The sequence below is a fragment of the Arthrobacter sp. TE12232 genome, from assembly GCF_054062615.1.
In genome coordinates, this window is sequence record NZ_JBSSFK010000001.1 from 280,821 (window position 1) to 294,359 (window position 13,539).

General features: G+C 63.1%; 12 protein-coding genes. 7 read left to right on the forward strand and 5 right to left on the reverse strand.

What is annotated here, in order from left to right; translation table 11 throughout:
• Nucleotides 1–14: 14 nt before the first annotated feature.
• Entirely contained in the window at nucleotides 15–221 is a 207-nt protein-coding gene (locus tag ACVWZ7_RS01235; RefSeq protein ID WP_456506658.1) for a hypothetical protein, read from the forward strand.
• 4 nt (nucleotides 222–225) lie between these two features.
• Here the strand turns inward: ACVWZ7_RS01235 and ACVWZ7_RS01240 are convergent, their stop codons facing one another.
• The 3 genes from ACVWZ7_RS01240 to ACVWZ7_RS01250 form a co-directional block, all read right to left on the reverse strand.
• Nucleotides 226–2,160, reverse strand: coding sequence for a primary-amine oxidase (locus tag ACVWZ7_RS01240; RefSeq protein WP_344367906.1), 1,935 nt, complete (start codon nucleotides 2,158–2,160; stop codon nucleotides 226–228).
• Complete coding sequence (locus ACVWZ7_RS01245) at nucleotides 2,153–3,391, reverse strand: saccharopine dehydrogenase family protein (protein ID WP_456506659.1); 1,239 nt, start codon at nucleotides 3,389–3,391, stop codon at nucleotides 2,153–2,155. Before ACVWZ7_RS01245 ends, ACVWZ7_RS01240 begins: the two co-directional genes overlap by 8 nt.
• A 183-nt stretch (nucleotides 3,392–3,574) precedes the next feature.
• Nucleotides 3,575–5,149: an APC family permease gene (locus ACVWZ7_RS01250; protein WP_344367909.1), complete on the reverse strand. Its 1,575-nt coding sequence runs from the start codon at nucleotides 5,147–5,149 to the stop codon at nucleotides 3,575–3,577.
• Nucleotides 5,150–5,553: 404 nt separating this feature from the next.
• Between ACVWZ7_RS01250 and ACVWZ7_RS01255 the strand changes: the two genes are divergently transcribed.
• The gene (locus tag ACVWZ7_RS01255) at nucleotides 5,554–6,195 is read left to right on the forward strand and encodes an NADPH-dependent F420 reductase (RefSeq protein ID WP_456506660.1); all 642 of its coding nucleotides are present in this window, start codon (nucleotides 5,554–5,556) and stop codon (nucleotides 6,193–6,195) included.
• A gap of 240 nt (nucleotides 6,196–6,435) precedes the next feature.
• Nucleotides 6,436–7,128, forward strand: a complete 693-nt coding sequence (locus ACVWZ7_RS01260; RefSeq protein WP_456506661.1) for a hypothetical protein — start codon at nucleotides 6,436–6,438, stop codon at nucleotides 7,126–7,128.
• Between the two features lie 79 nt (nucleotides 7,129–7,207).
• Here ACVWZ7_RS01260 and ACVWZ7_RS01265 read toward each other — a convergent pair whose 3' ends face one another.
• A complete protein-coding gene (locus ACVWZ7_RS01265; RefSeq protein ID WP_456506662.1) occupies nucleotides 7,208–7,672 on the reverse strand; it encodes a phage tail protein in 465 nt (154 codons plus the stop codon).
• Between the two features lie 143 nt (nucleotides 7,673–7,815).
• On the opposite strand from ACVWZ7_RS01265, the gene ACVWZ7_RS01270 reads away from it, so the two are divergent.
• The 4 genes from ACVWZ7_RS01270 (at nucleotide 7,816) to ACVWZ7_RS01285 (ending at nucleotide 11,849) form a co-directional block, all read left to right on the forward strand.
• Nucleotides 7,816–8,607 carry an isocitrate lyase/PEP mutase family protein gene (locus tag ACVWZ7_RS01270; protein WP_456506663.1) on the forward strand — a complete coding sequence of 264 codons (792 nt, stop codon included), beginning with the start codon at nucleotides 7,816–7,818 and terminating at the stop codon, nucleotides 8,605–8,607.
• 283 nt (nucleotides 8,608–8,890) lie between these two features.
• The gene (locus ACVWZ7_RS01275) at nucleotides 8,891–9,433 is read left to right on the forward strand and encodes a PadR family transcriptional regulator (protein ID WP_344367916.1); all 543 of its coding nucleotides are present in this window, start codon (nucleotides 8,891–8,893) and stop codon (nucleotides 9,431–9,433) included.
• 5 nt (nucleotides 9,434–9,438) lie between these two features.
• Nucleotides 9,439–11,151, forward strand: a complete 1,713-nt coding sequence (locus ACVWZ7_RS01280; protein WP_456506664.1) for an ABC1 kinase family protein — start codon at nucleotides 9,439–9,441, stop codon at nucleotides 11,149–11,151.
• A gap of 113 nt (nucleotides 11,152–11,264) precedes the next feature.
• Nucleotides 11,265–11,849, forward strand: coding sequence for an HhH-GPD-type base excision DNA repair protein (locus ACVWZ7_RS01285; RefSeq protein ID WP_456506665.1), 585 nt, complete (start codon nucleotides 11,265–11,267; stop codon nucleotides 11,847–11,849).
• Between the two features lie 293 nt (nucleotides 11,850–12,142).
• Here the strand turns inward: ACVWZ7_RS01285 and ACVWZ7_RS01290 are convergent, their stop codons facing one another.
• The gene (locus ACVWZ7_RS01290; RefSeq protein ID WP_456506666.1) at nucleotides 12,143–13,522 is read right to left on the reverse strand and encodes a glutamate decarboxylase; all 1,380 of its coding nucleotides are present in this window, start codon (nucleotides 13,520–13,522) and stop codon (nucleotides 12,143–12,145) included.
• Nucleotides 13,523–13,539 lie beyond the last annotated feature (17 nt).

Sequence of the window (13,539 nt, forward strand, 5' to 3'; positions counted from 1 at the left end):
GCTCAGCGAACAAGGTGACCGAGATCCGGGATGCCCTCCCGGCATTGAGCGAGGCGGCGGCGGAAGACCTGCTGCTGACAATCGTCACGCTATGCCACGCCTGGGTCTCGAGCCCCAACGTGGCCCTCGTGACCACCGGAACACCGTACGAGGAACGCAGGCGCGCGGCCATCATGCGCACCTGCGAACTGCTCGCCCAACACGCTGCCGGCGCAGGATAGCGCCCTAAACGTCCAGCGACGGGTTCCGGTCGAAGAAGCCCACCGGCTTGAGCCAGAACGCCACAGTGTCGACGGGCATTACTGGCCATTCTTCGGGTCGGGTGATGTGGTGGATGCCGAAGACGTACCACAGGACGACGTCCGTGTCTTCCACCGAGCGGCCCTGTCGCACCCATTCGGGCATCCCCAGCCCGGCTCCTCCTTGGTTCACGAACTCGCCGGCCGGCCACCGTTCCTTGGCATCGTTCGGTGTCACCCATACCGTGTGCCCCACGACCTCCGCGCGCTGGAAGACCGGGGATGCCGGATCGAAGAATGAGGGGAACGCTGCGCCGGGCACGAGCTTGTAGGACACCGGAGTCCCGAGGCCGTTAAGCGAATTGTCGTTCGTGACCGTCCAGGAGCGCTGGGTCTCCCAGCAATAGTCGTCGTGTCCCTCGGTCGTGATGGGAGTTTTTTTCTGATGCAGGGCGAGCCCGTATGGATTATCCGGACCCATGGGGATCATCTCGGTTTCCGAGCGGTAAACAGTATTGGCCCTACCGTCGATGTCGAGGTCGAGCCGGGCCACCAGGAAGTGCTGGTGGAACGGGGCGTAGGTCCGGTTGTCCACGAGCGTTCCGCACGGACGGTCTTCGCCCTCGCTGAAATAGGAGACCACCATGATTCCAGTGGCTCTCACCTCGCACTCGATGTTCCCGTCCTGATAGAAGCGCCAGTAGACCAGATACTCGTAGTTGGCCACGGTGACATGGAAAGAAACCACGAGTCGACGCATGCGGCGCACCTCCATGCCGCCATCGTGGTCGATGTGCTTCCACAACACCGCCGCGTCCTCTTCGTGGATGCAAATCGCGTTCTTGATGGTGTAGGGCTCCCCAGCCGAATTGTGCATGACCGCATCCAAATACCGGATTTCCCCGAGGCAGTCGCAGCCCAGTTCCAGCGATGTCGTCATAAACCCCAAACCCCATTCGCCGACGTCGAACGCCGTCCGACGGTAATGGTCCTCACCGGGGTCGCGGTAGGGAACCGCCATTTCGGCGAAGGACAGGCGGTTCGCGATCGGCCGCTCGCGGCCATAGTCGCGGTAGCTGACACGATGAATGGTTAGGCCTTCGCGATAGTTGAAGCCGATTCGCATGGACCAGTTCTGCCACCTGATCCTGTTGCCGTCGAGACTGAAAGAGGCGCCCTCGGGCTGCATGATTTCCAGCGGTTTCAGCGGTTCGCGGGTGCTTGCGTTGCGGAGCCGCTCCGGGATCAGCGCGGGGACATATTCACCCATGATCTCCGGCGGGTCGACCACGAAAGTGTCCTCGATGTCGAGAAGCTCCATCGAGGCCAAGTCAATGACGCAGTGGAAGCCGTTGACAGGTCCTGCGTACGGGTTGGCTCCGGGACGCGCCCGGACCCAGGTGTCGGACCAGCCAATCCGGCGTCCTTGGTACTTTTCCGGGATCATTGTTTGGCCGTAGGTCCATACGTCCATGAAGACCAGCGACAGATCGGTGATGCCGCGTTTGGCAAGCGCAGCGATCACCCGCGGGTGGCGGCGGAGTGCCTCGTCAGCTTCTTCCCACTCGTCGACGGTCATGTTCGCCTGTACGCCGGGAATATGGGTGAAGGAGATCACGTCCCCGCGAGTTAGCGAGAGGCGCGCCTGATAGGTCATGTTTGACGACCGTTCGAAGCAGTTCACGCCGACGATCCGATCGGGAGTGGCCCCGGCGGCATCGGCTTCGAAGGCGTCGATGGCGGTCTTGTCCGGTTCGATCAGCTCTATGGCTGCCAGCCGCCAGGCCGGGAATGTGACACCCTGTGTGCTGGCGAGCAACTCTGCCGCAGCACGGAACTCCTCCGCGCTGAGCGGATCCAGTGGATGAAACGGGGCTGCAGTCGTCACGACGATCTCCTTCGGCAGTTGTTGTTCAGGCACGATCTTCCTCCCGGATGTGCCACGGCGAACCGTATCCTTCCGGTTCGGGGGCGGCCATCAAATCCAGGAATGGTTTGGAGGGGAAAGCTTCGGGTCCAAGTACGCCTGCCCCGGTCCAGGTCCCGCCCGCAAGTAGCTCGAGTGCAATGATCGGATTTATGGCCGTTTGCCAAACAACGCATTGGCTGCCGTAGTTTTCCATCGTCCACGCATTGTCAACCACGTGGTAAAGGTAGGTACTGCGTGGGCGGCCCTCCTTATCGTTGCCTCGCACGAGGACTCCGGCACAGGTCTTGCCCTTGATTTTGGGTCCAAGAGTGGCCGGGTCGGGCAGGCACGCGGCGACAACGTCCCTAGGGCTGACCAACGAACCTTTAACGTTCACCGGTTCGGTGGAGTCGAGACCCAGTCTGTGAAGAACCCGGAGAACGTCGATAAACTCGTTTCCGAGGCCATATTTGAAATTCACGGCTTTGGCTTCGATCCATCGTGGCATGAGAACGACTTCTTCGTGCTCCACATTGACGCATTCGACTTGCCCAATGCCCTCAGGAAAGTCGAACAATTCGGGATCGCTAAAGGGTTCCGTGGTAGTCCAGCCATGCTCGGATGAGTAGACAACCGGCGGATTAAGGCACTCCTCAATCGTAGTCCAAATCGAGAATGACGGGGCAAAGTCATAGCCTTCAACCACCAGGTTGGCCCCGTCCCGGACTGCCAATTCATCAATCCGGGAGAACAGGAATTCTTGGGCGTAGGCGGCGAAAACATCCGATAGTCCAGGTTCGACACCCATGCCGACCAAAGCGAGACGGCCAGCGGCTTCCCATTCGCCAGACCGTTCAAATTGGAGATCACCGAGTTTCACGCCGGGGAGCTGATATGGCATCTCGGGGTGGGGAGCAGACAGCGACATAGCCATATCGAGGTATGTGGCACCGGCCTCCGCGGTGCCTTCAAAGATCGGCATCACAAAGCGGGGATCAACGGCATTGAGGACGTGCGTGATGCGGTGCCGGCGGATGGCATCAGCAACGGCCCCTTTGTTGGACGCATCCAAGGCAACCGCCTCAAAGCGTTGCCGTAGTTCAGGAGGAACGGACTTTACTGCGGACTCCGCCCGCGCAAGATCGTAGTCCGCGACAACAAATACTTCGAAAAAGCTCCGGCGCGCCACGATGCCGGCCGCGGCTCCGCCCACACCGCCGGCGCCTATGCATAGAATCCTCATTGATGTCCTTCCGGTTGTTGGGCTCCGGACTTCCGAATCTTCGGCGTTACCGCAGACGGGATCGCCAGGTGCGAATCCAAGGCGCCGAGATGCGCGGGAATGCGGTGGCCACGAGTGGTGTCATGCGCTCAGTCCTGCGGACAGCCCGCCCCGGCAGCGGGAGCCACGACGCCGGCCTGGGATTCATTGACGGCGCGCCTCAGGCTTGTCCGAGCGCCGGGGCAGTGTATAACCGCGGAAAAAGCCCGGCTTCCGGATCCACCAGATCCCCATGAGCACGGCCCCGATCAGCAGGCCGCCAATGCCGACGACTGCCTCGGCCCCGATACCGAAAATCGTCACGTTGTTGCCGTCTGCGTCTTTCAGCCAATCAGGCTGGGCGAAGTTGGACAGGCCATAGACGAAGACGGCCGCGAGAATGAGGCTGCCAACCGCCGGGAACAGTCCGCGCATGACGAAGTTCCGGAACGACGACGTAAGTGTCTTGCGATAGAACCACGTGCACGCCAAGCCGGTCAGTCCGTAATAGAACGCGATCATCAGCCCGATCGACCCGATCAGGGCGAGCAGAAGGGACGGGCTGATGAACGTGAAGACGATGAAGAAGAACGCGGAAACGATACCCATGCCGATGGTGGACCAGGTCGGCGTGAGGTAGTTCTCGTGGATTCGCATGAACTTTTCCGGGATCGCCTTATGGACCGCCATCGAGAGCGCTGTGCGTGCCGTCGGAAGGATGGTCGTTTGCGTCGATGCCGACGCCGACGTCAGAATGGAGAATCCGAGGAGCGTCATGAGGATCGATCCAACGGGGCCCTCGCCGAACAACGTGGGTCCAATGGCCGAAAAGACGTCGGCCGAGTTAGCGGGGTTCGCCAGTCCGATTCCCGAGTCGCCGACGCCGGCAAAGGCCACGGCGGCGACGGTCACGATCGCGTAGGTGGCCAGCAGGAGGACCGTGCTGATGATGGCCGCCCGCCCCGGGGTCTTCGCCGGGTCCTTCGTCTCCTCATTCACCGAGACCGCACTGTCCCAGCCCCAGTAAATGAAGATCGCAGTCAGCATTGCCGGGGCAACAGTCTGGCCAAAGTCGAGCGTGAACGGATTGAACCAGTCCCACGACGGGATGAGGGAGTACGGCTCGGCAGTTCCCGAATACACCTTGACCAGTGCGAACACCGCGAAAAAAATCAGGATTAGGACTTCGAACGAGAGCAGCACGTACTGCACGATGGCAGTGATCTCGATGCCCCGGTAACAGATCCACGTCATCAGGGCGATCCACACCAGACCTGCGATGGTCGTCGCAACGACATTGCTGGCCAAGTCCGCGACGCCCGGGAACCCGAATCCTCCCACAAAGGTGAACGAATACGCGCCTGCGATCTGGGCCAGATTGGACATGACGACCACGTCGGCGATGATGATGCCCCAGCCACCCATCCAACCGGGGACCGGGCCAAACGCCCGCGTCGCCCACGTAAAAGTTGTGCCGCAGTCAGGCTCCGCCTTATTCAGCTCCTGGTAAGCAACCGCGATGAGGTACATCGGGATGAAGGCGAGAAGGACTATTCCGGGTGCCTTGACTCCCGCGAAGACGGTGCCGCCCACGACGATGAATCCCAAACTGGCCGCGAGGCTGTAGGCCGGGGCCGTCGAAGCGACACCCACAACGACACTCGATAGGAGGCCGAGGGCACCGCCCTTCAGGCCCTTGCTGTCGACTTCCTTGGCTCCGGAATGAACGGTGCTTGCCATCTTGTCTCCCTACCAAGGAACCGGCAGTGCAGGTAACGCCGGAGCCTAATGTCCACTTAGATCAACCGCGGGATACACACATGCCTATCAATGCAAATAATCCAGCCTCCGTAGAAATCGCGCAAGGGGTGAGTTGAGCGCTCCCAGGGAATTCTGCGCGTGCCATCCCGCCCGCTGTTTCCGGCCAGCAGCTTGCGGCTGGTGTACCGACCCAGGGGAACTCACCTGACCACACCCGCCTGCCGCGTGGCCATCAAACGCAAGCACCTCGTTCTGCTCGCAAAATTACTTGACGCTTCAACTTTCGCGGCGTACATTTAGTTGCAGCTTCAATGATCACTCCTCCAAGAGAACAGAACCTGATGAAGACCCTCCTGGCCCGCATATTCGGAAAGAAGACTCCCATGACGAACCTCACCCTCATCGGCAACGGCAACATGGCCCGTGGCATCGCAACCCGTGCCCTCGCTGGCGGCCTGACCGTCGAAATCCTCGGACAGGACGCCACCAAGGCCAAGGAACTGGCCGCCGAGCTTGGGACCGGCGTCACCTTCGGCACCACCGCCGACGCCCCGCAGGGCGGCATCGTGGTCCTTGCCGTCCCCTTCGACGCCGCCAAGTCCGTGGTCAGCACCTACGGCGAGGCCCTGACCGGCAAGACCATCGTGGACATCACCAACCCGGTGAACTTCCAGACCTTCGATTCCCTGGTCGTTGAACCCGGCACCTCCGCCGCCGAAGAAATCGCACAGCTTGCCCCCGCCGGCGCCCACGTCGTAAAGGCATTCAACACCACCTTCGCGGGCACCCTCGTCGCCGGCGAGTCCGGCGGACAGCCGCTGGACGTCTTCATCGCCGGCGACAACGCGGACGCCAACGCAGCGGTCAGCAGCTTCGTCAGCGCCGGCGGCATGCGCCCCCTGGTCGTCGGCCCGCTCAAGCGCTCCCGCGAACTCGAAGGCTTCCAGTTCGTCCTCATGACCATGCAGGCCAACCCGGAGTTCGCCGACTTCAACTGGGACACCGGACTTCAAGTCACCAAATAACCCGACCAGCCATAGACGTCAAAAACCAGACACAAGAGGACGACGGCGGGGAGCTTCCGCCGTCGTCCTCTTGCGTATGACGTGATGACGGCTGCGCCCGGGACTGAGCGGGTTCGGTGATCGTTCGATGAACATTGGGCGTCCGCCCGCTTCAGGCCCTCGGGCACGACATAAGCTGATGCGGAAGCCTTCGCGCCGCGAGGTGACCGGAGGGCGAAGCACCAACAGTGGAGAGCTGTGATGTCGTTCGAACATGCGGGGCGTAGACCGAAAGCGGAGATAACCCACGCTCCCGTCGCCGGAGGCGCCGCCAATGAGACCGTCCCCGGGATCTATGAGTCGGCACGCCGCGCCGCCGCGGACCGTATGGAACGTATCCTGGGACGGGCCAGCAAGCGACTACTAAAGCGCTCCGTGCCGACCAGCCTCGCCGCCGTCACGAGCGGCACCGACTGGACCACGTGGCATTTCGTCGCCCTGTCCCTCGGCTGGCCCCTTGAAAACGAAGACGACGGCACTGCCTTCCTCAGCGTCGACGGCCGCATCTGCTTCTACCGCCGGTCCACAACCTTCGGCGGCGACGAATTCCTCACCTCTGACACCGTCCTGAGCACGTTCGAAGGCGGCAGCGCCATCAAGAAACTGGTCAACCCCAAAGCTCTGGTCCCGGAGTCCGGCCGCGTGATCTCCCTGCCGGCCCGCAAACCGGGCAAAGAGCCGGCCTGGATGACCGCTCCGCAGCGCCTCGTCGAGTTCACCGGCAACCGTGCAGTAGCGCGCTGGCCCCGGACCGCGCTCGACAACCTGGTGAATGTCGACTTTGACCGCAAAGGCAAGGTCTGGCTCACCTACCCCCGCTGGGACAGCCACCAGAGCATCTCCCTAAAGGAATGGATCACTTTGAGTACGGCCAAACTCATTAGCCTTGAGTGACCCTGACCGTCATCCCTGGCACCGCGAACGAGCAGTGCGATTCCGGCCGAAGCCCCACCGGGCGCGCAACGTCAACCGGTCAGTACTCGCCCTTGATCACGAAGAAGGAGCCGCGGATAACGCCTGCCAGCTTCGACTTCTGGCGAGCGAACTTGAAGCGTGTCGCCAGTTCCTCCGGAATCTCCATGCCTTCGGCAAGCTTGAATCCGACCGCTCGCTTCCCGCCGCCCTCGATGCTGTACATGACGTTGATGGACAGCCCCGACTCGTAGAACACGTAAGCCATCCGCAAACCTTCCACTTCGAAGGCGGCCGCTTCGAGCGAGCGTGAGCCGATGACGATGTCGCGCTCGTCCTTGAGGATGCGGCTCACCCGCTCGACCACCTCCGGAAGCTCGGTCGCAGGGCTAACAGTGAAGACGTGATCGTACTTGTTCCGGTAGTAGCGGCCCTCGTTGGCGCGCAACCCGGCGAGCGCCTCGGCAACGGGAGACGATTCCAGGCCGACAGTGGAAACGTTCTCAAAGTCAACGACGTACGGCATGCGGCCTCCTGGTCAGATGTGATGGGACCAACGATAACGTGACGACGTGCTGCGCGGGCGTCCGAAACGTCGATCCCTTGCGGCGCCCGGCCACGTTTGTACACTGAGCAGGGATTCACCTATTCGGTTGGCAGGAGATGGGAATGAAAATGGCCACTTTTCGGGAACTCCACCACACGACGGCACCGCTCCTGCTGCCCAATGCGTGGGACGTCGGATCAGCCTTGGCATTTGCGACAGCGGGATTCCCCGCCGTCGGCACCACCAGTTTTGGCATTGCGGCAAGTGCCGGCCTGCCGGACGGAGGCCGGTCCAGCAAAGCGGTAACCACCGCACTGGTGGCGCAGCTGTGCCGCCTGCCTGTACACGTCACGGCGGACATCGAGGACGGCTACTCCGATGACCCCGCCGAGGTTGCGGAACTTGTGGCCCAACTGGCTACCCTTGGCGTGGCCGGGGTCAACCTGGAGGACAGCACGGCCGGGCGTCTGGTCGATCCAGCAGCCTTTGCCAACAAGGTTGCCGCCGTCAAGCGACGCAGCCCGGCTGTGTTCATCAACGCGCGGGTGGACAACATATGGTTCGGCGAACAGGCCACTGTGGATGCCGTCCTGCTCCGGGCGGGTGTCTACGCCGACGCCGGGGCGGACGGGATCTTTGTCCCCGGACTTGTGGTGCCGGAGGACATCCAGATCGTCACCGCCGGCATCGGGCTGCCGGTCAACGTGCTGGCCCATCCCTCGCTGACTGTTGCCGAACTGGGTGATCTGGGGGTTCGGCGGGTGAGTTCCGGCTCCCTGCCGTACCGCGCGGCAGTTGACGCGGCGGTAAACGTAGTCAGCGCCCTGCGCGACGGCAAGCAGGCGCCTGCCGCCACTCCGTACTGGGAGATGCAATCGCGTCTCGTGTCCTTCAGCCAGCGCCTCACGGGCTGACCGCCGCCATCGGGCACCGGCCACCCACCTCGCCGCAGCCCGAACCCGCACCGGAGGTCGTCACGGACCGGCGTAGAACGTCCGACGGCCAGGGTGTGCACATTATGCACACGCCCTCTGTGCCACCGCGGCCAGGGTCGAGCTCCGGCACAGGCCCCGTCCAACTACCGCGCTCGATGTTGGGGCAATCCGGCCTCCCTCCCCCGGCTTCTCGCACTGCTGGTTATCGCGTATATCGGAATGTATCGTTGAGTATCGTTCGGGATTCATTAAGGAGAGCAGCATGCGTAATTCATACTCGGCTGGCGGATTTGGCGGTCCCAACATCGACGGCATGTGGCAGGCCGTAGAAGAGCTGCGTTCAAGATTTGAGAAGCGCTCGGGCACCCGCGCGGGGCGAGGCGAGGTGCGGTCCGCGGTGCTGGCCCTGCTCGCGGAGCGGCCGATGCACGGCTATCAGATCATCCGCGAAATCGAGGAGCGGAGCAATGGCAGCTGGAAGCCGAGCGCCGGCTCCGTCTACCCCACGCTGCAGCTGCTGGCCGATGAGGGGTTGATCCGTGCCGAAGAGTCCAACGGTCGCAAGATTTACTCGTTGACCGAAGCAGGCCGGGAGGATGTAGCCCATGCCGATGCGTCAGCACCATGGGAGTCAACGGGCCCGGCATCCGGCACCGGATTCGCGGCACTGCCGAAGGCCGGCGTCGAGCTCGCCCAGGCCGCGTCCCAGGTGGGTCGCACCGGCTCGCCGGAGCAGGTGCAGCAGGCCGTGGCGGTGCTGCACGAGGCACGTCGTCGCCTGTATTCGATCCTCGCCCAGGACTGACGGGGGTGACGTCGGTTCGTCGGGAACGAGCAGATCCGGTCCCCGGCGCCGGAGACACCCGTGCCCGTTACCGTCGCATCCTGCGCTTCGCAGCGTGGCATCTCGCCCTGACCTGGTGGTTTGAGCTGTTCCTCCCCCGCATCGGGCTAGGCAGAGTTGCCGAACGCACCCGGGCAAAGAGGATGCGGAGTTTCGCGCAGCACTTCCACGTGCTCGCGGTAAATCTGGGCGGCCTGATGATCAAGGTCGGTCAGTTCCTGTCGTCCAGGCTCGACGTACTTCCGCCCGAGATCACCAAGGAGCTTGAGGGACTGCAGGACGAGGTGCCCCCTGTTCCGTTCCCCGCAATCCGTGCACTTGCCGAGGCCGAGCTGGGTGTGGCCCTGAACCAGGTTTTCGCCTCGGTCGAGGAGACCCCAATCGCCGCCGCATCGCTCGGGCAGGCGCACCTGGCACGGCTCCTTCCCGCCAATGCCGCCGACGCGGGGCTCGACAGGGTGGTGTTGAAGGTGCAGCGCCCGGGCATCGACGCGATTGTCGACGTCGACCTGGCGGCACTGCGCAAAGTGGGCGGCTGGCTCAGCCACGTGCGACTGGTGTCCGATCGGGCGGACATGGCCGCCCTGGTCGAGGAGTTTGCGCAAACCAGTCTTGAGGAGATCGACTACCTGCATGAGGCAGCGAATGCAGAGCGCTTCGCGGCTGATTTCGCCGACGACGACCGGGTGGATGTACCCGACGTGGCATGGGAGTGGAGCACCCGCCGCGTGCTCATCCTCGAAGATGTCACGGCGATCAAGATCACGGACTCGGAGGCGCTTCTTGCGGCGGGCATCGATCCGGCGCAGGTTGCCCCGGTCTTCGCGTCGGTCATGTTCGACCAGATGTTCACCAACGGCTTCTTCCATGCAGATCCGCACCCCGGAAACATCTTTGTCACTCCGGTTACCGGTTCATCCGCAGGGCGCCCATGGAAGCTGACGTTCATCGACTTCGGCATGATGGGCGAGGTTCCACCCAGCACTCGCAGCGGCCTGCGGAAACTTCTGATCGCGGCCGCCTCGCGTGACGGCAAGGGCCTTGTGAGCGCGATCAGCGACGTGGGTGTGCTGGTGCCATCGGCCGACAAAGCCGAGCTTGAGCGGGCGATGACGCACCTGTTCGCCCGGTTTGGTGGGATGGGCTTCGCCGAACTTCGCGAGGTGGACCAGCGGGAGTTCCTTGATTTTGCGGTGGAGTTCGGCGACCTGGTTCGCTCGCTGCCGTTCCAGTTGCCGGAGAATTTCCTGCTCATCATCCGGGCGATGTCACTGACCTCGGGTGTGTGCAGCTCGCTGGACGCCCGGTTCAATCTGTGGGACGCGGTGGAACCCTATGCGGCGCAGTTACTGCGCGACGAGCGTGGCAACATCGTGCAGGACGCGGCTCAGCAGGCGCTCGACGCCGCCGGGATCGCGCTGCGTCTGCCGAAACGCCTGGATGGGCTTGTCAGCCGCATCGAGGACGGTGCACTATCCGTGGCTAATCCGCGTCTTGAACGGCAGATGGCACGGCTGGACCGCACGGCGCAGCGATCGGCATCGGCGCTGGTATTCGCCGCCCTGCTTATCGCCGGTTCCGTGGTCCGCGCGGACGACACGGTGCTCGGCAGCGTGCTAATGATCGTGTCAGTGGTTCCGCTGCTGCACGGGCTGTGGCTAGGGCGCCGCGGCCTCTGAGTGAAGTGGCGAGCCGGGACCGGGCAATTCGTCGTCGGCCACGGCGGTTCCCGGTCCTCATCAATCCCCGTAGGTGCCATGACGCAGCTCGGAGCAGGTGGGAGGATGGGCGCATGGAACTGCACATCACTGGCGACCCCGCCGCCGACCAGCTGCTCAGCAATGACCCGTTCGCACTCCTCATCGGCATGCTGCTTGACCAGCAGGTGACCATGGAGTCCGCGTTTGCCGGACCCGAAAAGATCCGGACGCGCATCGGGTCCATGGCCCCGGCCGCAATCGCCGAATATGACCCCGCAGGCTTCGTTGAGATCTTCAAGGAGCGTCCGTCCATCCACCGCTTCCCTAGCTCCATGGCCAGCCGCGTCCAGGACCTCGCCGCGACCGTGCAGCACGATTGGAATGGGGACGCAACTGCCATCTGGAACCAGGACAGCCCTGATGGCCAGGAAGTGCTTCGCAGGTTGAAGGGATTGCCCGGCTTCGGAGAGCAAAAGGCAAAGATCTTCCTCGCACTACTCGGCAAGCAGTGCGGACTCGAGGCACAAGGCTGGCGTGAGGCTGCGGACCCCTATGGCCAGGAGAGCACATATCTTTCTGTCGCAGACATCGTGGACCCCGAGTCGCTGATAAAGGTGCGCGCCAGCAAGCAGGCTGCCAAGGCCGCTATTAAAGCCGCGAAGGCATCCGAGCGCTGATCAGCCTCCGCCTCCGTTGACCCGAAGGCCGCGCCGCACGCGATCGGCCGGGACGTCAGGCGTGCTAGTAGACTCAGACCGGCTCTCCAGTTCCCCCCAGCTTGGAGAGCCGGGAGCCTCCGCGCTTGAGTCCTGGATTCGCGCGGAGGCTTCCTCATACGTCCGGCAACACCGCGGCGCAGCCAAGAGGGACTTCGTCGATCAGGCCGTGCCGCATGAAGGTGGAAGCCAAAGCAAAGCCGCTGAGGACCTCTCCCCGCCGGTCAGGCCCGGGGTGTCACCGTTGCCTTGGGTCAATGACCGGGTCCGATGATGATCTTGTTTCGTTCGGATTCGTGCGCGCCGCCCTTCTTCGCCAGCGTGGAGCACGCCTCTTCGATGTCGCGGGCGAGCGTGTCTACGTGCTCGCGGCTCAACGTTTCCTTGACCAGGGCGCGCATGATCGTCACGTCTTGGGCGTTCGGCGGCAGTGTGTAGGCCGGCACCATCCAGCCGCGCTCGGCCGAGAGTTGCCAGGCAATGTCGAACTCGTCGTACCCGGGGTCGGAGGCGAGCCGGAACGCCACCAGGGGAAGTTGCTCCTCGGCGGCGCCGATGATCTCGAAGCGGCCCATGGCGTCCAGCTTCTCAGCTAGGACGCGGGCGTTGGTCTGCATGTTCTGCATGATGTACGTGTAACCGGCGCGGCCATAGCGCACGAAGTTGTAGTACTGGGCGAGAACCATCGACGAGCCGGTGGAGAAGTTCAAGGTGAAGGTCGAGTCGGTCTTGCCGAGGTAGTTCTCCTCGAAGACGAGATCCTTGGCGAGGTCCGCTTTCTCCCGGAAGATCAGCCAGCCGATGCCGGGATAGACCAGGCCGAACTTGTGCCCGGAGACATTGATCGAACGGACCTGATCGAGCCGGAAGTCCCACTCCGAGTCGGGGTAGAGGAAGGGCCAGACGAACCCCCCGCTGGCCGCGTCCACGTGCAACGGCACATCAAGGCCGCGCTCATTCTTGATCTGCACCAGCAGGTCGTTGATGCCGACGATGTCGTCTTTGTGCCCGGTGAACGTCGTCCCCAGCACGGCCGCGACGCCGATGGTGTTCTCATCGACATGGGCCTGCACGTCGTCCGGGCCGATCGTGTACTTCCCCGGCTGCAGTGGCACGATCCGCGGCTCGACGTCGAAGTAGCGGCAGAACTTCTCCCACACGACATGCACGTCGCCGCCGAACACCAGGTTCGGGCTCGACGTCGACGCGCCGGCAGCCTCGCGACGCTTGCGCCAGTTCCACTTCAGGGACAGACCGCCGAGCATGATCGCCTCGGACGATCCCTGGGTTCGGGCTCCCGTCGTCTCGCCGGGTGCGTGGAAGAGGTCTGCGAGCATCCGGATGCAGCGCTGCTCGATCTCGGCCGTGCGGGGATATTCGGCGTGGTCGATGAAATTGCGGTGCAGGTTCGCTGCAATGATCTCCTGGGCCTGTGGCTCCATCCATGTCGTCACGAAGGTCGCCAGATTCCGGGCGGGATCACCCTCCAGCGCCAAGTCCTCCGACACCAACCGCAAAGCGTCCTGAGCAGGAATGCCGGTCTCCGGGAACTCCCGGCTCGGAACCTCCTGGGTGATAAATCGGTTGCCGAACAGCGCCACGTCGGCATCCGCCGGCTGGGAATTTACTGACATCACTTCTCCTTCAGAAA